Raw genomic sequence first — 20,570 nt, forward strand, 5'->3', positions numbered from 1 at the left:
CGTATCGTCGTCCACACTTATCTCTTTAGCCAAAAGAGAGGTTAACGATGCCATACAAATCGAAAAGCGAATTACCGGATAACGTGCAAAACGTGTTGCCTGCTCACGCGCAGGATATCTACAAAGAAGCGTTTAACAGCGCCTGGGATCAGTACAAAGATAAAGAAGATCGCCGGGACGATGCCAGCCGTGAAGAGACGGCGCACAAGGTCGCCTGGGCCGCCGTAAAAAATGACTACGAGAAAGGGGACGATGACAAATGGCATAAAAAGAAATAGCCGCTGAATAATACGCCACCTTCATTTTGACATTTCAGGCGGTTGAGCTACCGCTGTGTTGCATCTGGCCCGCGAATTGCTTATCGTTGCTCACCTGCTGTTAAAATGAACAGCATACAAGGCCGGGAAGGCGAATTACAGATGTCGCAGGGAAGCATGCAGTGGCGGAGGTGGAATGTGTTAACGCGTGATTTCCTGATGAAGGCAGATTGTAAGACGGCATTTGGCGCTATTGAGGAATCGCTTCTCTGGTCGGCTGAACAGCGTGCGGCGTCGCTTGCGGCAACGCTTGCCTGCCGCCCGGATGATGGCCCGGTGTGGATTTTTGGTTACGGCTCGCTGATGTGGAACCCGGCGCTCGAGTACGTCGAATCGGCAACCGGAACGCTGCCCGGCTGGCACCGCGCATTCTGCCTGCGCCTCACCGCCGGGCGCGGCAGCGCCTGCCGGCCGGGCCGCATGCTTGCACTGAAAGAGGGCGGGCGCACCACGGGCGTAGCATACCGTCTTCCGGACGCCACGCTGGAAGAGGAGCTGACGCTGCTGTGGAAGCGCGAAATGATTACCGGCTGCTATATGCCCAGCTGGTGCAGGCTGGAGCTGGACGACGGGCGCAGCGTAAGCGCGCTGGTGTTCATTATGGATCCGCGCCACCCGCTGTATGAAGCCGATACCCGAACCCAGGTGATTGCTCCGCTGATTGCCGCCGCCAGCGGACCGCTGGGCACCAACGCGCAGTACCTGTTCTCGCTCGATCAGGAGCTGACGCGGCTCGGCATGAAGGACGACTGTCTGAACGAGCTGGTGGTGAAGGTGAAAGCGCTGCTGGAAGGCAACCCGCCCGGCGCGACGCTGAGGCCAGGTTTTGCATGAATTAACGCCCGGTTGACCGGGCGTTTTTCATTATGCCGCCACGTAGCTCACGGAGTGCTCGAGCGACTGGCTGTGGCTGTCGATCAGAACATCCCAGGTGCCGGTATAGGGCACCGTCAGCCATGCGTTATCATCCTGCACGGTGAGGATATCCGCCCCTGACTGCGCGTGCGCTTTCGAACTCATCAGGTGGATGCGGCAACGCTCTGAGCAACGAACCACTACCGTATCCCCGCCAAACAGCTTCAAGCTTGTTTTAACCAGTGCCATTTTATTACCCCGTCTTTTTTGCCCATCCCGAGCGTGATGTTGTTCACAATTTACTCACTGCATAACACCAAAGGAGGAGGGGCGGGATGCTGATTTTGATCAAAAAAGGGCGTAACGATTAAACAAAAATGACAAAATACCTGAAACCATTCAGCCGGCGCGCGTTTTCCCTGGCCTGCGCGCGCCTGGAGAAAATTATATGCGGAAATGTCCGGCGGTCTCAGCAAGGTCGCCCGCCTGGCTTTGCAGCGCGCTGGCCGCAGCGGCAGACTGCACAACGAGTTCAGCGTTCTGCTGCACCATCCGATCCAGATGGCTAACCGCGTGGTTAATCTCGTGGATCCCTTTCATCTGCTCGCGGGTGGCAATCGATATTTCGCGCATGATGCCCGACACGCTCCCGACGCTGGAGCGGATCTCATCCATGCTGTCTCCCGCAAGGTGCACGTACCGGGAGCCGGTCGCGACGCTTTCGGTGGTAGAGTCGATGAGGGATTTGATCTCTTTCGCCGCCTGAGCGCTGCGGCTGGCCAGATTACGCACTTCGCCCGCGACGACCGCGAACCCGCGGCCTTGCTCTCCGGCACGTGCGGCTTCCACCGAGGCGTTCAGCGCCAGGATATTGGTCTGGAAGGCAATGCCGTCAATGACGCTGGTGATATCACCAATTTTTGCGGAAGCAACCTCGATGGACTGCATGGTGCTGATGGCCTGAGCGACGACGTCGCCGCCGCGCGCCGCCGCGGCCGAGGCCTTGCTCGCCTGCTCGTTCGCCTCTGCTGCCGACTCGTTTGACTGCGTGACGGAGGCGGTTATCTCCTCTACGGCGCTGGCCGTTTCCCGCAGGCTGGAGGCGGCCTGCTCGGTTCGTCCGGAAAGATCCTGATTGCCCGCCGCAATCTCCCGCGCGGCGTTTTTCACTGAGGCGCTGGCCTCACGCAGCTGGACCATCACCACGGAGAGCTTATCGCTGAAGGCGTTAAAGGCCTGAGCGATTTGCGCCACCTCGTCGTCTCCCTTATCCGGCAGGCGCTGTGACAGATCGTTAGTACCGTTGGCGATGTTGTTCATCGCATCGCGGATATCAGACAGTCGTTTGAGCAGGCGGGCGATCAGGACATGCACGATGGCGCCGCTCAGCAGGGCGAGGATCGCCAGCGACAGCGCTGAGGCTTTAAGCAGGGAGCGCATTCCGGAGGTGGCATCCGCGTTATCGAGCGCGACAACAAGCAGCCAGCGGGTGCCCGGTACGGCGGTCGCGACGAACGTTTTATCGCTACCGTCAAACGTCCCGTCAACCAGGTTACCGCTTTTCAGGGCCGCAAAATCGATCCCTTTGAGGACCTCATTCAACGGCTTCAGCGTCAGGGCCGGGTCGTTGGCGGCAATCACGGTGCCGTCGCTGCCCAGAAGCAATCCGCTGCTGGCCGGGGTCGGGTGAATGCCGCGCACGTTAGCCACCACGCTGTCCAGGGCCACATCGCCCGCCACAACCGCCTTCAGCGCGCCGTTCTCCTTTACCGGTATCGCGAAGGTGACCACCAGTTTTCCGGTACCCGCGTCCACGTAGGGGGCCGTCACCACCGGGCCATCCGCGCTGACGACCTGCTGGTACCAGGGGCGAATGGTTGGATCGTAATCGGCAGGTACGCCGGCCGGGTCGGAGAATTTGGCCGTTTTGCTGGCGTACCCGACATACACGTTGGTAAACCCGCCCGCCTGCGCGAGCTGCTTAAATACGGGCACCGGATCATCACTTAACGCCACGCTTTGCGCCGAGGCGATGACGGCCATTTTGCCCTTCACCCAGTCGGCAATCGCCATCGTGTGGCTGGCGCTGGTGCTGCTCAGAATATCGCGCTGTGACTGCTGGTTATCGTGGCGCGTAACCTGAAAGTTGATAACGGTATTAAGAAGAAGGGCGACGACAAGACAGCCTGTCGTCGCGGCAATGATGCGGGCGCGAATGGATCTGAACATAAGTGTAATACCTGCTGTGTTGTTTCCATCTCCATCGGCAACCTCGCAGGTAAACTTGATGCTGAAACCGCGTCCATAAGAAAATAATATTTTTACGGCGAAATTATTAAAATGTTAATACTTTATCCGCGTTCAGCGTCCATTCGGCCAGCTCCACCAGCGTGCCGATCTCGACGCCCTCAATCAGCGGCAGCCCGGTGATGCCGCGTCCGTCGGTGCAGGTTTTACACAGTTTGACCGGCACGTCCTGCGCGGTCAGGATCTCCAGCATCTGCTGGATGTTGTACCCCTCGGCGGGTTTCTGCCCCTTCAGTCCGGCCGTGACGGCGTCCGACATCAAAAAAAGACGCAGCTCAAGTGCGCTCTCTTTCTCGCGCAGCGCTATCGCCAGACGCAGGCTGTTAAAAAGGGATTCGCTGCCGTAGGCCGCTCCGTTGGCGACGATCACAATCTTCTGCATGTTGACTCCTGTTCTTTAAAAGGCACGAAAATTGCTTACTACTCCGGAGATTCGCTATCCGGGAGAGTAAGCATGACATTAATGGCGGGCAGTTCACCTGCGGCAACCGAGTGGTTCCAGCGCGCGACGTTGCTGCGCAAGGAGCAGCTCGGCAGGCTGGCCGCGCTTGGCGTGCTGGTGAATGGCATCAGCCGTCTGGCACATATGCTCCAGTGCGAGCGCGGAGCATCCAACGTCTGGCTCTGCTCTCAGGGTAAGCTGTATGTCCCCGAATGCAAAGCCAGTCGCGGGCTGGTGGATGAAAATCTCACCGCGCTGCATGCCGAGCTCAGCGCGCACTTCCCGGTCACGGGGAGCGGCGTCTGCGAGCGCATCGCCTGCGCGTTGCTCAGCCTGGATACGCTTCCACTACTGCGTAACGGGATTGACGCGCAAAGCATCACGGCTCCCCAGGCCATGGATCGCTACAGCCGGATGCTCCGTCAGCTGCTCAGTATCGTACCGCAGCTGAATGACAGCATTGACGATCCGCAAATCGCGGGCCGTTTTGTTGCCCTCTATAGCCTGATGCAGGGCAAAGAGCTGGTGGGGCAAGAGCGCGCGCTTGGGGCCATTGGCTTTACGCAGGGTTTTTTCAATGACGACACCCGTCAGAAGCTGGTTGACCGCATTGACGGACAGCAGGCCTGTTTTGAGATCTTTTTATCCTATAGCCACGCGGACGTGCAGAACACGTTCGCCCGTCACTGCCAGCCCGACCGTGAGACGGAGCAGCTCCGGCGCGTCGCCTGCACGCGGCAGCCCTCCGCTGACAACGGCGATACCGCGCTGAACTGGTTTTCACTGCAAACGTCGCGGCTTGAGCATCTGCGCACGCTTGAGGAGATCGTGATTGCCGACCTGATGGTGGCGGTGGATGAGGCAATTCAGACCTCCGGTGCGGCCGTGATGGGAGGCGATGAACGCGACGACCCGATTGCGCCTTACCCGGATAAACCCCTGCTGACGCTGGTGCGCCAGCAGGCGCGAGAGATAGAGCAGCTATCCCGCCAGCTGGCCTCCCTGCGGGACACGCTGGAGGAGCGTAAGCTCATCGATAAGGCCAAAAGCATACTGATTACCCACCAGAACATGAGCGAGGAGCAGGCGTGGACGGCCCTGCGCAAAATGGCGATGGATAAAAATCAGCGCATGGTTGATATCGCCCGTGCGCTGCTCACCGTCAAAAACCTCTGGCCGCTAACCCCTAAGGAGTAGCTGCACAATCGGCGGGCATTTTCTGCCTGATAGCGGTGCGTGAAATCGCGGCTGCCGGGGGTACAGCCAGTAAAACAGGGTGTTAAAAGCTGGCATTAGCTTTGCATTAACAGATTAACCATTTTCGACGATGCGCCAACGGCGGTGCATGCGTCTTCGGGATAAAGGCGTCCAGCGGTGCTTCGGCACGGCGGGCGCTTTTTTTTGGCTTTTTTTCAGGAGCGGTTATGGCGGAATTGTCGAGACGGCGGTTTTTGCAGGCCAGCATGCTGGCAAGTGGCGCAATGCTGTTACCGGGCGTCATGCAGGCCGCGTGGGCGGCGGGGTCGGATAAGCCCGAACAGGAGACGGTACGCATCGGGTTTATCCCGCTCACCGACTGCGCGCCGGTGGTTATCGCGGCCCTGAAGGGGTTCGATAAAAAATATGGCATCACCATTGTCCCCACCAAAGAGGCGAGCTGGGCAGCGGTGCGCGACAAGCTGGTGGCGGGCGAGCTGGACGCGGCGCACGTTCTGTATGGCCTGCTGTACGGGCTTGAGCTGGGCATCGCCGGCAAGCCGCAGCAGATGGCGAACCTGATGACCCTCAACCAGAACGGTCAGGGCATTACGCTCTCGGGCGATCTGGCGGAGAAGGGCGTTCGCGATCTCGACGGGCTGAAGACGCTGGTTGGCCAGCAGGCTCCGGGGACGTATACCTTCGCGCATACCTTCCCGACGGGCACGCACGCCATGTGGCTCTACTACTGGCTGGCCAGCGCGGGCATCAATCCGTTCGACGACGTGCGCACGGTGGTGGTGCCGCCGCCGCAGATGGTGATGAACATGCGCATCGGCAACATGGTCGGCTTTTGCGTCGGCGAGCCGTGGAACGCGCGGGCGATTAACGACCGCATCGGGTTTACCGCCGCCACATCGCAGTCCATCTGGGCCGATCATCCGGAAAAAATTCTCGGCACGCGTCGCGACTGGGTGGACAAAAATCCGCACACCGCCCGGGCGCTGGTGTGCGCGGTGATGGAAGCCGCGCGCTGGATCGAGGCCTCACCGGAAAATAAACGCGAGACCGCGCGGATCCTCTCCCGCCGCGCGTGGCTGAACTGCAAGGAGCAGCACCTCACCGGGCGAATGCTGGGCGAATACGACAACGGCCTGGGGCAGCGCTGGCAGGACGCATACCCGATCCGCTTCTTCAACGAGGGTGCGGTGAGCTACCCGTATCTCTCCGACGGCATGTGGTTTTTAACCCAGTTCCGCCGCTGGGGCTTGCTCCACGCCGCGCCGGACTACGCGGGCATCGCACGGCGCATCAACCAGACCGCGGTCTGGCAGGATGCCGCGACCGCCGTCGGCGGCATGTCCACCCCGTCATCACCCTATCGCAGCAGCACCCTGATGGACGGCACCGTCTGGAACGGCACCGATCCGGAAGGGTACGCCAACCGCTTCGCCATTCACCGTAAAGGGGCCTGATTATGCAGCATTTGCAAAGTACGAAACCACAAGAGACGCCGGAGAGCGGGGAGGTGATTGTCCTGCCTCCTCGACGGGTACGCCGCCGCGCGCCGGCGTTTACGCGTCGGATGAACGATGTTTTACAGCGCGTTATTCCGGCGCTGCTCGGTCTCGGGCTGCTGGTGGTGCTCTGGCAGCTGGCGGCCATCAACAGCAAAGGCTTCCCGACGCCGCTCAGCACCCTGGATTCGGCCATCACCCTGTTCGCCGACCCGTTCTACCGCGACGGGCCAAACGATATGGGCATCGGCTGGAACGTGCTTGCGTCACTGCAGCGCGTCGCCATCGGCTTCGGGCTGGCCGCGCTGGCGGGCATTCCGCTGGGCTTTTTGATTGGCCGCTTCACCTTTTTCTCACGCATGTTTAACCCGCTGATCGCGCTCCTGCGTCCGGTCAGCCCGCTGGCCTGGCTGCCCATCGGCTTGCTGCTGTTCCAGAAAGCGGAGCCGGCGTCCAGCTGGACCATTTTTATCTGCTCCATCTGGCCGATGGTCATCAACACCGCCGAAGGGGTGCGCCGTATCCCCCAGGACTACCTCAACGTCGCCCGGGTGCTGCAGCTCTCTGAATGGGACATCCTGCGCCGCATTCTCTTTCCGGCGGTGCTGCCTGCGGTGCTGACCGGGGTTCGCCTCTCCATCGGCATTGCCTGGCTGGTGATTGTCGCCGCCGAGATGCTCACCGGAGGGCTGGGCATCGGCTTCTGGATCTGGAACGAGTGGAACAACCTCAACGTCGAAAACATTCTCATCGCCATCGTCATCATTGGCGTGGTCGGGTTGCTGCTGGAGCAGGGGCTGATGCTGATCGCCCGTCGCTTTAGCTGGCAGGAAAAATAAGGAGCGAAGATGAAACCGTTAATTCAGGTCCAGGCCGTGAGCCAGCGCTTTTCCACCGCCAGCGGCGAGTTCCTGGCGCTGCAGAACGTCTCTTTTGATATTCACGAGGGCGAAACCGTCAGCCTGATTGGCCACTCCGGCTGCGGCAAGTCGACGCTGTTAAACCTTATCGCCGGCATTACGCTGCCGACGGAAGGCGGGCTGATCTGCGACAACCGCGAAATCGCCGGGCCGGGACCCGAGCGGGCGGTGGTGTTTCAGAACCATTCGCTGCTGCCCTGGCTAACCTGCTTCGACAACGTGGCGCTGGCGGTGGACAGGGTGTTTCGCCACGCCATGAGCAAAGCCGAGCGTAAGGAGTGGATTGAACATAACCTCGACCGCGTGCAGATGGGCCACGCGCTGCATAAGCGTCCGGAGGAGATTTCCGGCGGCATGAAGCAGCGCGTCGGTATTGCCCGCGCGCTGGCGATGAAGCCGAAGGTGCTGCTGATGGATGAGCCGTTTGGGGCGCTGGACGCGCTGACGCGCGCGCACCTTCAGGATTCGGTGATGCAGATCCAGCAGGCGCTGAACACCACCATCGTGCTCATTACCCACGACGTCGACGAGGCGGTGCTGCTCTCCGATCGCGTGCTGATGATGACCAACGGCCCGGCGGCCACCGTGGGCGAGATCCTGCGCGTCGATCTTCCGCGCCCGCGCAACCGGGTGCAGCTGGCGGACGACGGTCGCTATCACCACATGCGCCAGCAAATCCTCCATTTCCTCTACGAAAAACAGCCGAAAGCGGCGTAGCGAGGGGCAACCATGCGACTGGTCATTATCGGTAATGGGATGGCGGCAACCCGGCTGATTGACACGCTGACCGGGCGTGCTCCCGGTCGTTTTTGCGTCACCGTCATCGGTGACGAGCCTCAGCATGCCTATAACCGTATCCAGCTTTCGCCGGTTCTGGGCGGGGAAAAGCAGGCGGCGAACATTTACCTGCACGATGAGGAGTGGTACCGGGCGCGAGGCGTGACGGTGCTTCGGGGTGAAAAGGTCATTGCCGTGGACGTGAACGCGCGTGAAGTGCATACCGCCGCCCGCAGGCTGGGCTGGGATGTGCTGGTCTATGCCACCGGGTCAACGCCCTTTGTGCCGCCGATCCCCGGCAGCGCCGCGCCGCACGTGTTTACCTTTCGTACCCTGGACGATACCCGCGCCGTTCAGCGCATTTCCGGTCCGGCGGTAGTGCTGGGCGGCGGGGTGCTCGGCGTGGAGGCGGCTGCGGCGCTGGCGCGGTCTGGTGACAACGTCACGCTGGTTCACCGCGGCCCGTGGCTGATGGAGCAGCAGCTGGATAAGCAGGCGGGCGTGCTGCTGGAAGAGGCGCTGGCGGAGCGGGGCGTGCGCTGCGAGCTCGACTCGGGCATCGCGGCGATTGATGCGCACGCCGTGACGCTGCGCAACGGACGCCGCGTCGCGGCCGCCCGCGTGGTGCTGGCGACCGGGGTGCAGCCCAACGTCGCGCTGGCGCAGGCCAGCGGCATTCGCTGTGCGCGCGGCATTGTGGTGGATAGCCAGATGCAGACCTCGGTGCCGGCTGTCTTCGCCATTGGCGAGTGCTGCGAAGTTGACGGCCAGACGTTTGGCCTGGTCGCCCCCTGCATGGCGCAGGCGGATATCCTCGCCGCGCGGCTGGCCGGTGAGGTCACCGCGCCGTTTGCCCTGACCGACAGCGGCGTGCGCCTCAAGGTAACCGGCGTGGAGCTGTTCAGCCTCGGTCGCGCGGCGGCTCAGGAGAACGACGTGGTCTGGAGCTCGTGGGATCCGCTAACCCGCCACTATCGCCGCCTGCTGATCCACCGGGGGGCGCTCGCTGGCGTGCTGCTGATGGGGGACTGCCGCAGCGCGGCGACATTTACCGATTTACTGGCAACGGCTGCGCCCGCCCACGCGGACTGGCTGTTCGATCGTTTCACTACGCAACCGCGGGTTGCAGGACAGAACGCTATGACAAAACCTACTCTGGTGGTGGTTGGACACGGTATGGTCGGCCATCATTTCCTTGAAGATTGCGTTAACCGCAATCTGCATCAGCAGTACCAGATCGTTGTCTTTGGTGAAGAGCGCTATGCCGCCTATGACAGGGTACATCTGTCCGAGTACTTTGGCGGGCGCAGCGCGGCGTCGCTCTCGCTGGTGGAAGGGGATTTCTTTGCCGAAAGCGGCATCGAGCTGCGCCTGTCGCAGCAAATCGTCGCTATCGATCGCGATGCGCGCGTGGTGCGCACCGCCAGCGGGCATGAGATCCACTGGGACAAGCTGGTGCTGGCGACCGGTTCATACCCGTTCGTGCCGCCCGTGCCGGGCAACGATCTGCCGGGCTGTTTTGTCTACCGCACCCTTGACGACCTGGACAACATTGCGGCCCATGCCGCGGGTTCACAACGCGGCGTGGTGATTGGCGGCGGCCTGCTGGGGCTGGAGGCGGCGAATGCCCTCACGCAGCTCGGGCTGGAAACCCACGTGGTGGAGTTTGCGCCGAACCTGATGGCGGTGCAGCTCGATAACGACGGCGCGGCAATGCTGCGTAAGAAAATTGAGGCGCTTGGCGTCGGCGTTCATACCTCTAAAGCCACGACCGACATTATCCCGACGGACGACGGATTAGTCCTGCGCTTCGCGGATGGCGAACGGCTGGAGACGGACATGGTGGTCTTTTCTGCGGGCATTCGTCCCCAGGACGCGCTGGCGCGCGGCTGCGGGCTTGCTGTCGGCGAGCGCGGCGGGATCTGCATTGACGACGGCTGTCATACCTCTGACCAGGACGTGTTTGCCATCGGCGAGTGCGCGCTGTGGGAGGGCAAAATTTACGGCCTGGTCGCGCCGGGCTACCAGATGGCGCGGGTGGCCGCCGCCGCGCTGGCGGGTGAGGAGAAGACCTTCACCGGGGCGGATATGAGCACCAAACTCAAGCTGCTCGGCGTGGATGTCGCCTCGTTCGGCGACGCTCACGGACGCACGCCGGGCGCGCTGAGCTACCAGTGGACGCACGGCCCGCGGCAAATCTATAAGAAAATCGTGGTCAGTCACGACGGCAAAACGCTGTTGGGCGGCGTGCTGGTGGGCGATGCCGGCGAATACGCCACGCTGGTGCAGATGATGCTCAACGGTATCGGCCTGCCGAAAGAGCCGGAAACGCTGATATTACCCGTCTCCACGGGCAGCGTGCCGAAAGCGCTCGGCGTGGCGGCGCTGCCGGAAAGCGCGCAGATCTGCTCCTGTCATAACGTCAGCAAAGGCGATATCTGCCGGGCGGTGAGCGGCGGTGCGGCGGAGATGGGGGCCATTAAACGCTGTACGAAAGCGGCCACCGGCTGCGGGGGCTGTAGCGCGCTGGTGAAGCAGGTGATGGAGTTCCAGCTTGCCGAACAGGGCGTGGAGGTGAAAAAGGATATCTGCGAACACTTCCCGCACTCGCGCCAGGAGATTTACCACCTGGTGCGCGTCAACCATATCCGCACCTTTGACCAGCTCATCAGCCGCTACGGCCACGGGCACGGGTGTGAAATCTGTAAGCCGCTGGTCGGGTCGGTGCTCGCCTCCTGCTGGAACGAGTATCTGCTGAAGCCAGCGCACCTGCCGCTGCAGGACACCAACGACCGTTACTTCGCCAATATCCAGAAGGACGGAACCTACTCCATCGTGCCGCGCATGCCCGCGGGGGAAGTGACCGCCGACGGCCTGATCGCCATCGGACAGATTGCGAAGCGCTACGGCCTGTACAGCAAAATCACCGGCGGCCAGCGTATCGACCTCTTCGGCGCCACCCTCGATCGGCTGCCGGAGATCTGGCAGGCGCTGGTGGAGGCCGGGTTTGAAACCGGGCACGCGTACGGGAAATCCCTGCGCACGGTGAAGTCCTGCGTCGGGTCGACGTGGTGCCGCTACGGCGTGCAGGACTCTACCGGCCTCGCGGTCAGGCTGGAGCACCGCTACAAGGGGCTGCGGGCGCCGCACAAAATCAAAATGGCGGTTTCCGGCTGTACCCGCGAGTGCGCCGAGGCGCAGAGCAAAGACGTGGGGGTGATTGCCACGGACAAGGGCTGGAACCTCTATCTGTGCGGCAACGGCGGGATGAAGCCGCGCCATGCGGATCTCTTTGCCAGCGACCTGGACGACGAAACGCTGATCCGCACCGTCGACCGTTTCCTGATGTTTTATATCCGCACGGCGGATCGCCTGCAGCGCACCAGCACCTGGATGGACAACCTTGAAGGCGGCCTCGACTATCTGCGGGAGGTGATCCTGCACGACAGCCTGGGGATCGCCCACGAGCTGGAGCAGGAGATGGCCCGGGTGGTAGAGACGTATCAGTGTGAGTGGCAGACCACGCTGAACGATCCCGATCGTCTGGCGCTGTTCCGCACGTCGGTGAACGTTACCGCAGCGGACGAAAGCAAGCGCTGGCAGGAGATCTGCGGCATTGACGATATCCCGGAGCAGGCGGGCATCGGCGCGCGGCTTGGCCGCAATCCGATTGCGCTGTTCCGCTTTGGGGCTTCCGTTTACGCCCTCGACGATCTGGAGCCGGGCAGCCGCGCGAACGTGCTTTCGCGCGGCATTCTCGGCGATGCGGCGGGCGAACCGGTCGTTATCTCTCCGCTCTACAAGCAGCGTATTCGCCTGCGCGACGGGCGTCAGGCCGAGAGCGGCGAGCCTGCGGTACGCGCCTGGCCGGTAAAAATTGAAAACGGCAAGGTGTGGGTTGGCAACGAAGAGCTTGTGATGCGCGCGGAGGCCTCATGACGGAAACCCGGACAACGTGCCCCTACTGCGGCGTGGGCTGCGGCGTAATTGCCAGCGTAGACGGCGAAAAGGTTAGCGTTCGGGGAGATGAAACGCACCCCGCAAACGTTGGTCGCCTGTGCGTAAAAGGGGCTGCCCTGGGAGAGACGACGGGATTGCAGGGAAGGCTGCTGCACCCGGTCGTTGACGGCGCCGAGGTGGAATGGCCGCAGGCGCTGGGCGCAGCAGGCGAGCGGCTCAGGGCAATTATTGAACAATGGGGGCCGCAGGCGGTGGCGTTTTACGCCTCCGGCCAGCTGTTAACCGAGGATTACTATGCCGCCAACAAGCTGATGAAGGGGTTTATCGGGGCGGCAAACATTGATACCAACTCGCGGCTTTGCATGTCGTCGGCGGTGGTGGGCTACAAACGCGCCTTTGGCGAAGACGTGGTGCCGTGCAGCTACGAGGATGTGGAAAACAGCGACCTGGTGGTGCTCGTTGGCTCGAACGCGGCCTGGACGCATCCGGTGCTGTATCAGCGGCTGGTTCAGGCAAAACTCAATAATCCGCAGATGAAGGTCGTGGCGATCGATCCGCGCACCACCGCCACCTGCGATATCGCCGACCTGCACCTGGCGCTGAAGCCCGGCAGCGACGCCGGGCTGTTTGTGGGATTGCTCAATCTGATCCAGGGCACCGGTGAGTGGCCCATTGCCCGCGTGGCGGCGTTTTGCGATCTCCCTGCCGGGAAAATAGGGACCTTTTACGACTGGTTTATCACCGCGCCTCGCGCGATCACCCTTTACGCCATGGGGATCAACCAGTCTTCCAGCGGCAGCGACAAGTGCAGCGCCATCATTAACGTGCATCTTGCCAGCGGAAAATTTAATCGTCCGGGCTGCGGCCCGTTTTCGCTGACCGGACAGCCAAACGCCATGGGCGGGCGGGAAGTGGGCGGGCTGGCAAACCAGCTGGCGGCGCATATGGGCTTCGAGCCGGACGATCTGGCAAGGGTGGCGCGCTTCTGGGGCACCGGGCGGCTGGCGCAGACTCCGGGGCTGATGGCGGTGGAGCTGTTTGACGCCATTGCCCGCGGCGAGGTGAAGGCGGTGTGGATCATGGGGACTAACCCTGCCGTCTCGCTGCCGGACAGCCACGCGGTATGCCAGGCGCTGGCGGGCTGCCCGCTGGTGATCGTCTCTGAGGTGATGCAGGAGACGGACACCAGCCGGTTTGCCCATATCCGTTTTCCGGCGCTGGGGTGGGGCGAGAAAAACGGCACGGTGACGAACTCCGAGCGGCGTATTTCCCGCCAGCGCGCGTTTTTGCCGGCGCCCGGCGAGGCGAAGCCGGACTGGTGGATCGTCGCCCGGGTCGCCGGGCAGCTTGGCTATGGCGAGGCCTTCGCCTGGGAACATCCTCAGGAGATATTTTGTGAGCACGCGGCGCTGACGGCGTTTGAAAACGACGGGGAGCGGGCGCTGAACCTGCGCGAGCTGGCGGGGCTGACGCGGGAAGAGTGGGATGGGCTGGAGCCGTACCAGTGGCATGCCGGTGACTTCCCGCAGCGTACGATGGTTCCGGTTGAGCCGCAATCGCATTGGGCACGCGTCGGGGCGCTGTATCCGCTGATGCTCAACACCGGGCGGATACGCGACCAGTGGCACACCATGACGCGCACCGGGTACGTCCCGCGCCTGATGCAGCACGTCGACGAGCCTGTGGTGGAAATAAGCACCACCGACGCCGCGCGCGCTGCCCTTACCGACGGCCAGCTGGCGCGGATAAGCTCTCCGCGCGGGGTCATGGTTGCAAGAGTCCGTATCAACCCCGGCCAGCGTGCGGGGGAGCTGTTTGCGCCGATGCACTGGAACGCGCAGTTTGCCCGCCAGGGGAAGGTGAATGCGCTGGTGGAAGGGCGCTGCGATCCGGCTTCTGGCCAGCCGGAGAGTAAACAAACCGCCGTCAGGATCGCGCCCTGGCAGCCGGTCTGGCAGGGGGAGCTGTATGCCCGGGAACTGCCCGAGCTGCCGCCCCCGGTATGCTGGTGGCGTAAAGCCTCGCGGCTGACGGTGGCGGGCGATAAGCCGCTGCTGTCGTGGGTGATGAATTACGCCAGCGGCCGCGGCTGGCAGCTTCAGGTTGCTCAGGCGGGCGAACGCAGCAGCGTGCTGGCCTGGCATGACGGCGAGCTGATGCTTGGCTTCTGGGAAGGCCATACGCTGCCGGCACTCGCGCATGCATATATAGAAGAAGCCTTCGCCGCTGCGCCTGCAGAGGTAGCTGAACGCCACGCGCTGCTGAACGGGCAAAGACCGGATGAAGGTTCAGATCCCGGGCGAATTATCTGTAGCTGCTTTTGCGTGGGGGAAAACACGATACGCGAGGCGATTGCCGGAGGCTGCGGTTCCGTGGCATCGCTCGGGGCGTCGCTACGGTGCGGCACCGGCTGCGGCTCCTGCGTGCCTGAACTGAAGGGGCTGCTGGGATGAGGTTGTAAAGCGGACAAACGCTTTCAGGATATTCCTGAAATTGCTGTTAAGACTGTATTTCGGGTTTTATAGCGTTAACATAATAGGAGTTTGTTTATACGCACAGGTTCTTATTGACGACGTTGAAGGCTGTATCGTCCCGCATCGGTTTTTTGTTATTACTCCCCCTTCTTTCGGCCGGAGCCGTCCACGGTGCGCCGAAATCCTTCGTGCAGCAGGCGCAAAATCCCTTTGATAACAACGGCGATAGCCTGCCGGACCTGGGCATGGCCCAGCCCACCAGCGAGGGCGAAAAGCACCTTGCCGAAATGGCGAAAGCCTTCGGTGAGGCGAGTATGAACGATAACGGCCTTACCGCCGGGCAGCAGGCGCGGCAGTTCGCGTTGGGTCAGGTGCGCGATGCGGTGAGCGGAGAAGTCAACGAGCAGATTGAATCCTGGCTTTCTCCCTGGGGTAACGCCAGCGTTAACGTGCTGGTGGATGATGAAGGCAACTTCAACGGCAGCAGCGGAAGCTGGTTTATCCCCTGGAACGATAACAACCGCTACCTGAGCTGGAGCCAGCTTGGTCTGACGCAGCAGGCCGACGGGCTGGTGAGCAACGCGGGGATCGGCCAGCGCTGGGTTGCCGGAAAGTGGCTGCTGGGCTACAACACCTTTTACGACAACCTGCTTGAGGACAACCTGCAACGTGCCGGGCTGGGGGCAGAGGCGTGGGGCGAAAACCTGCGCCTGTCGGCCAACTATTACCAGCCGTTTGCGGGATGGCAGCCGCGCTCCGATATTCGGGAGCAGCGCATGGCGCGCGGGTACGACGTGACGGCGAAAGCCTGGCTGCCGTGGTTTCACCATCTGAACACCAGCGTCAGCTTTGAGCAGTATTTTGGCGATAACGTGGATCTGTTCAACAGCGGCACGGGGTATCACAACCCGGTGGCGGTCAATCTGGGGCTGAACTATACCCCCGTTCCGCTGGTCACCCTGACGGCTGCCCACAAGCAGGGGGAGAGCGGGGTCAGCCAGAATAACCTCGGGATAAAGCTCAACTACCGTTTTGGCGTGCCGCTGGCGAAGCAGCTTTCCGCCGGGGAAGTGGCGGCGACGCGCTCGCTTCGCGGGAGCCGCTATGATTCACCCGAGCGCGATAATCTGCCCGTGATGGAGTTCCGCCAGCGCAAAACGCTGTCGGTTTATCTGGCCACGCCGCCGTGGGATCTGAAGCCGGGCGAAACCGTGATGCTGAAGCTGCAAATTCGCAGCACGCACGGTGTTCGTCAGATCCACTGGCTGGGTGATACCCAGGCGCTCAGCCTGACCTCACCGGAAAACAGCAACAGCAGCGACGGCTGGAGCGTGATCATGCCTGCCTGGAACGACGCGGAAGGGGCGAAAAACGAATGGCGGCTCTCGGCCGTTGTGGAAGATAAGGATGGGCAGCGTGTCTCCTCCAATGAGATCACGCTTTCCGTGGTGCAACCGCTCGTCGCAGTGCCTGACGACGATCCACGGTGGAAGTTGCTGCCGGACGAGTAAGTTAAAAAATGCGTTCCTGATGCACCCAGACGGCGGCCTCAACGCGGGATTTTAACTTCATTTTCTTCAGCATGTGTTTAACGTGTACCTTGACCGTGCTTTCGGTGATGTCCAGACGGCGGGCGATCATCTTGTTCGGCAGGCCCTGGGCAATCAGCTTCAGAATGTCGCGCTCGCGCGGAGTCAGCTGGCTGACGTCGCGGTCGGACGTGGCGCGGTTCGCGCGCAGGCTGGCGGCCAGCACTGGCGTTAACGCTTCACTCAGTACCATCTCGCCTGCGGCAGCCTGCTGCAGCGCCTTGAGCAGATCTTCCGGCTCCATATCCTTCAGCAGATAGCCGTCTGCACCCCGCTTGAGCGCGGTGACCACGTCTTCCTCATGGTTAGATACGCTAAAGACCACCACCCGGCCGGAGAGGGATTTCTCACGCAGCTTATCGAGGGTTTCTAGGCCGTTCATGCCCGGCATGTTGAGATCGAGCAGGATCAAATCAGGATCGAGCGATTCGGCAAGTTCAATGCCCTGTTCGCCGTTGCTGGCCTCACCGACGACGGTGATGTCGGGCGCCATGCTGACAAGCTGCTTAACGCCAGTACGCAGCATCGGATGATCGTCAATCAACAGGATGGATGCCGGTTCCTGATTAGTCATGGTTTTCTCCTTGAGCAGTTATGAGGGGCTTTTCGGGTATAAAGGTGACCACTACTTCGGTGCCACCTGACTCTCCCCGGCGAACCTGGCAATCACCGCGCAGGCTTTGCGCGCGGTCTCGCATGATAATTAAACCATAGTGGTTCGTTCGTTCGGCATTTTCCGGCACGCCGCGGCCGTTATCCTGGATCCTGAGCTTCACCTGGTTATCCTGGCAGCTCACGGTCACCGTGACGGCCGTCGCATCGGCATGCTTAAGCACGTTGCTCAGGGCTTCACGGGCAATTTGCAGTAAATGAATCGCCTGATGGGAGGGGACAAATCGCGGCGGCAGCTGGTAATCCAGCTTCACCGGGAAGCCCAGCCGGGCGCTAAACTCCTGGCAGCTCGACTCCAGCGCGGGGCGCAGCCCCGGCTCGGTGAGCTGCAGGCGGAAGGTGGTCAGCAGTTCGCGAAGCTGGATCCACGAGGAGTTAAGCTCGTTGCGGATCTGGCTGAGCAGCTGTTTGCTGCTCTCCGGCATACCTTCATCCTGCATTTGCAGACAGCTCACCTGCATCTTCATGCAGGAGAGGGACTGGGCGATGGAGTCGTGCAGCTCGCGGGCGATGGTGGCTCGCTCCTCCATGACGATCAGCTGCTGCTGTTTCTCCTGATGGCGATCGAGCGCCAGCGTAGCCGTGAGCTGTTCAACCAGCGTATCCACCAGCTGCTGCTGGTCGTGGCTCAGGTGACGCCCGGCTGGCAGGGTAGCCAGCAAAATACCGTACTGGGTATGGCTGTCCATCAGCCGCCACTTCAGCGTTGTGCCGCTGGTGGTGAGCGGAGGTAGCCCGCGCGGGCACAGATGACACCCTTTATCGTCGCAGGACATGTCCGACTGACAGGTAAATTCCTGATGATTTTCTTCATCTTCAACGTCGTAAACCCGCAGCTCCAGGTCGTGGAGCAGGGTCAGGTTTTGCAGGCCGTTCAGCACCGGCGAGAGACGTTCACAAAGCGGTACCTGCATATGCAGGCGACGGTTCGCCTGCCACAGGAAAGAGAGGATCTCGTTTTTCTGCTCAAGCCCCGCGGTTTTCTCCTGAACGCGTTTCTCCAGCACCGCGTAACTTTCCGACAGCTCTGCCGACATGGTATTCAGCGCCTCGCCGAGCATCGCCATTTCGTTGCGTCCGCTGATGTGCGTGCGCTGGGTAAAATCGCGCTGCGTAACGGCGCGAGCCATCGCCAGCAGCTGCTTCCAGGGGTTCAGCAAGCGCGCGCGCAGCCAGATCACCGTGAAAATCAGCAGCAGGCCCATAAACAGCGCCATCGCGCGGTGAACCATCACCACGCGGTCAATGCGTAGCTCCGTGGTGCGATCGAATGAGCTGACAAGGCGATCGATGCGCGATACGAACCCGGCGACATCCTGAGCGACGGTATCCCGGCTTTCCGCCCGCTTTAACCCCGGTGCCAGCTGGGTGTGCCAGTAGCCCTGAAGCGCCTTAAGCTGCGATTCCTGACCGTCACGAATGGCGGCTTTTTCCAGCTCAGGGCTGAACGCGGTACGCTCCATTTCATCAATAAGCGGCTTATCGGCCTGGGTTAGCGGGACCGACGCCAGCAGCCGGTAACTCTGCATACGCAGGGAGCCTGCCTCGTTAATGGCATGCGCGTTACCCTGTACGCCCTGCACCAGCCAGCCAGAAATAGCCATGCCGGTCACACCGATGGCGGTGGACAGCAAAACAATAAGCGCCAGTTGGTTAACCAGCGTCAGCGGAGATAAACATCTTTTTAACATAGAGTTGCCGGGCTCCTGACGTGACATGATTGCAGGAATGGCGCTATTCTGGTGCATACCCTGGAGTATACCCATACCAATAAAGGATTACCTCTAAATTGCCGCAGGGGTAACGGTTAGGGGGTGGGCGCAGCAGGAACGGGTCAGAACCGTGAAAAACCACACCTTTTTTACGTTTTGCGTCTACTCACTAAGGGGGATGACTTTTTTTTCGCCGCAAAACGTCCCACTTTTCCTTTGATTTATATCAACTTACCGCCGCCCTAAAGCCCTAATGTTTGCAGCATCATTCGAGAATCAGAGGTGTCTATGAGTCACTCATCCGCTCCCGAAAGGGAAAATGGTGCCGTTATTACTGACTGGCGTCCAGAGGATCCGGCGTTCTGGCAACAGCGCGGCCATCGTGTAGCAAGTCGTAATCTGTGGATTTCCGTTCCATGCCTGCTGTTAGCGTTTTGCGTGTGGATGCTGTTCAGCGCGGTTGCGGTTAACCTGCCAAAGGTGGGCTTTACCTTTACCACCGATCAGCTCTTTATGCTGACCGCGCTGCCGTCGCTTTCGGGCGCGCTGCTGCGCGTGCCTTACGCATTTATGGTGCCGGTCTTCGGCGGACGTCGCTGGACGGCCTTCAGCACCGGCATCATGATCGTCCCGTGCGTGTGGCTCGGTTTTGCGGTGCAGGATACCTCCACGCCGTTTAGCGTGTTCGTGATTATCTCCCTGCTGTGCGGTTTTGCGGGTGCGAACTTTGCGTCCAGCATGGCAAACATCAGCTTCTTCTTCCCGAAAGCGAAGCAGGGCGGGGCGCTCGGCATTAACGGCGGTCTGGGTAACATGGGCGTGAGCGTGATGCAGCTGCTTGCTCCGCTGGCGATCTCCGTTTCTATCTTTGCTGCCTTCGGCGGCGGCGGCGTGACGCAGCCTGACGGTTCGATGCTGTTCCTGCAAAACGCCGCCTGGATCTGGGTGCCGTTCCTGGTGGTCTTTACGCTGGCGGCGTGGTTCTTTATGAACGATCTGTCTGCGTCAAAAGCTTCCCTGAGCGAGCAGCTGCCGGTGCTGAAGCGTGGTCACCTGTGGGTGATGGCGCTGCTGTATCTGGCAACCTTCGGCTCGTTCATCGGCTTCTCCGCGGGCTTTGCTATGCTGTCGAAAACCCAGTTCCCGGACGTGCAGATCCTGCAGTTCGCCTTCTTCGGTCCGTTTATTGGCGCCCTGGCGCGCTCGCTGGGCGGCATGATTTCTGACCGCCTTGGCGGTACCCGCGTCACGCTGGTGAACTTTGTGGTGATGGCTATCTTCTGTGCGCTGCTGTTCCTGACGCTGCCGGCGGATGGTCAGGGGGGTAACTTCATTGCCTTCTTCGGCGTCTTTATGGTGCTGTTCCTGACGGCCGGGCTGGGCAGCGCGTCTACGTTCCAGATGATCTCAGTTATCTTCCGAAAGCTGACCATGGATCGCGTGAAGGCGCAGGGCGGGAGCGACGAGCAGGCGATGCGTGAAGCCGCTACCGACACCGCGGCGGCGCTGGGCTTTATCTCTGCTATCGGCGCCATCGGTGGCTTCTTTATTCCAAAAGCGTTCGGCATCTCGCTGGATCTGACCGGCTCCCCGGCGGGAGCAATGAAGGTCTTCCTCGTCTTCTATATCGCCTGCGTGGCTATCACGTGGCTGGTATACGGCCGTAATACCAAGAAAAACAAGTAAGCTTGATTATCCGTTTGCGCGGCCTGTGTGCCGCGCTTTTTTTATGGCACAAATAGTTACAACATACTAATGGCTTCGCCAGGGGTATCGCGCGGGTAACGCTGTGATGGCCATCGCTTTTCAGGGAAGCCTACCCCTTAATACC

Annotated in this window: 15 protein-coding genes; 10 read left to right on the forward strand and 5 right to left on the reverse strand. The window is 61.2% G+C overall.

Translation table 11 applies throughout. The features are described from left to right. Positions 1-47: 47 nt before the first annotated feature. Both chaB and IM304_RS17700 read left to right on the forward strand, forming a co-directional pair. Complete coding sequence (gene chaB, locus IM304_RS17695; protein WP_003856674.1) at positions 48-278, forward strand: putative cation transport regulator ChaB; 231 nt, start codon at positions 48-50, stop codon at positions 276-278. Between the two features lie 177 nt (positions 279-455). After that, positions 456-1,151, forward strand: coding sequence for a gamma-glutamylcyclotransferase (locus IM304_RS17700; protein WP_176611204.1), 696 nt, complete (start codon positions 456-458; stop codon positions 1,149-1,151). A gap of 30 nt (positions 1,152-1,181) precedes the next feature. Here the strand turns inward: IM304_RS17700 and IM304_RS17705 are convergent, their stop codons facing one another. The 3 genes from IM304_RS17705 to IM304_RS17715 all read right to left on the reverse strand — a co-directional run bounded on the left by IM304_RS17705 (position 1,182) and on the right by IM304_RS17715 (position 3,861). Beyond that, the gene (locus IM304_RS17705) at positions 1,182-1,421 is read right to left on the reverse strand and encodes a hypothetical protein (RefSeq protein WP_193356441.1); all 240 of its coding nucleotides are present in this window, start codon (positions 1,419-1,421) and stop codon (positions 1,182-1,184) included. Between the two features lie 195 nt (positions 1,422-1,616). Beyond that, positions 1,617-3,401: a methyl-accepting chemotaxis protein gene (locus IM304_RS17710; RefSeq protein ID WP_148419612.1), complete on the reverse strand. Its 1,785-nt coding sequence runs from the start codon at positions 3,399-3,401 to the stop codon at positions 1,617-1,619. Positions 3,402-3,507: 106 nt separating this feature from the next. Next, positions 3,508-3,861 carry a DsrE/DsrF/TusD sulfur relay family protein gene (locus IM304_RS17715; RefSeq protein WP_148419613.1) on the reverse strand — a complete coding sequence of 118 codons (354 nt, stop codon included), beginning with the start codon at positions 3,859-3,861 and terminating at the stop codon, positions 3,508-3,510. Between the two features lie 72 nt (positions 3,862-3,933). Between IM304_RS17715 and nasR the strand changes: the two genes are divergently transcribed. The 7 genes from nasR (at position 3,934) to IM304_RS17750 (ending at position 16,277) form a co-directional block, all read left to right on the forward strand. Then, on the forward strand, positions 3,934-5,118 hold the full coding sequence (gene nasR / locus IM304_RS17720; protein WP_193356440.1) for a nitrate regulatory protein NasR: 1,185 nt from the start codon (positions 3,934-3,936) through the stop codon (positions 5,116-5,118). A 227-nt stretch (positions 5,119-5,345) separates the two neighbouring features. Then, on the forward strand, positions 5,346-6,593 hold the full coding sequence (locus IM304_RS17725; RefSeq protein WP_193356439.1) for a CmpA/NrtA family ABC transporter substrate-binding protein: 1,248 nt from the start codon (positions 5,346-5,348) through the stop codon (positions 6,591-6,593). Between the two features lie 2 nt (positions 6,594-6,595). Further along, positions 6,596-7,474, forward strand: a complete 879-nt coding sequence (gene ntrB, locus IM304_RS17730; RefSeq protein ID WP_193356438.1) for a nitrate ABC transporter permease — start codon at positions 6,596-6,598, stop codon at positions 7,472-7,474. Between the two features lie 9 nt (positions 7,475-7,483). Continuing rightward, entirely contained in the window at positions 7,484-8,272 is a 789-nt protein-coding gene (locus IM304_RS17735) for an ABC transporter ATP-binding protein (protein ID WP_148419617.1), read from the forward strand. Between the two features lie 12 nt (positions 8,273-8,284). Next, the gene (nirB, locus tag IM304_RS17740) at positions 8,285-12,271 is read left to right on the forward strand and encodes a nitrite reductase large subunit NirB (protein WP_193356437.1); all 3,987 of its coding nucleotides are present in this window, start codon (positions 8,285-8,287) and stop codon (positions 12,269-12,271) included. Then, the gene (locus IM304_RS17745) at positions 12,268-14,745 is read left to right on the forward strand and encodes a nitrate reductase (RefSeq protein WP_193356436.1); all 2,478 of its coding nucleotides are present in this window, start codon (positions 12,268-12,270) and stop codon (positions 14,743-14,745) included. Before nirB ends, IM304_RS17745 begins: the two co-directional genes overlap by 4 nt. A 113-nt stretch (positions 14,746-14,858) precedes the next feature. Next, positions 14,859-16,277 (forward strand): YchO/YchP family invasin, encoded by a 1,419-nt coding sequence (locus tag IM304_RS17750; RefSeq protein ID WP_193356435.1) that lies wholly within the window; start codon positions 14,859-14,861, stop codon positions 16,275-16,277. Position 16,278: 1 nt separating this feature from the next. Here the strand turns inward: IM304_RS17750 and narL are convergent, their stop codons facing one another. Then, positions 16,279-16,929, reverse strand: coding sequence for a two-component system response regulator NarL (gene narL / locus IM304_RS17755; RefSeq protein ID WP_003856701.1), 651 nt, complete (start codon positions 16,927-16,929; stop codon positions 16,279-16,281). Further along, on the reverse strand, positions 16,922-18,718 hold the full coding sequence (gene narX, locus IM304_RS17760) for a nitrate/nitrite two-component system sensor histidine kinase NarX (protein ID WP_193356434.1): 1,797 nt from the start codon (positions 18,716-18,718) through the stop codon (positions 16,922-16,924). The genes narL and narX overlap by 8 nt, the downstream gene beginning before the upstream one ends. Before the next feature lie 309 nt (positions 18,719-19,027). Between narX and IM304_RS17765 the strand changes: the two genes are divergently transcribed. Further along, on the forward strand, positions 19,028-20,425 hold the full coding sequence (locus IM304_RS17765; protein WP_193356433.1) for a NarK family nitrate/nitrite MFS transporter: 1,398 nt from the start codon (positions 19,028-19,030) through the stop codon (positions 20,423-20,425). Positions 20,426-20,570 lie beyond the last annotated feature (145 nt).

It is taken from the genome of Enterobacter cloacae complex sp. P40C2, assembly GCF_014930695.1.
In the GTDB taxonomy this organism is placed as follows: Bacteria; Pseudomonadota; Gammaproteobacteria; order Enterobacterales; family Enterobacteriaceae; genus Enterobacter; species Enterobacter pasteurii.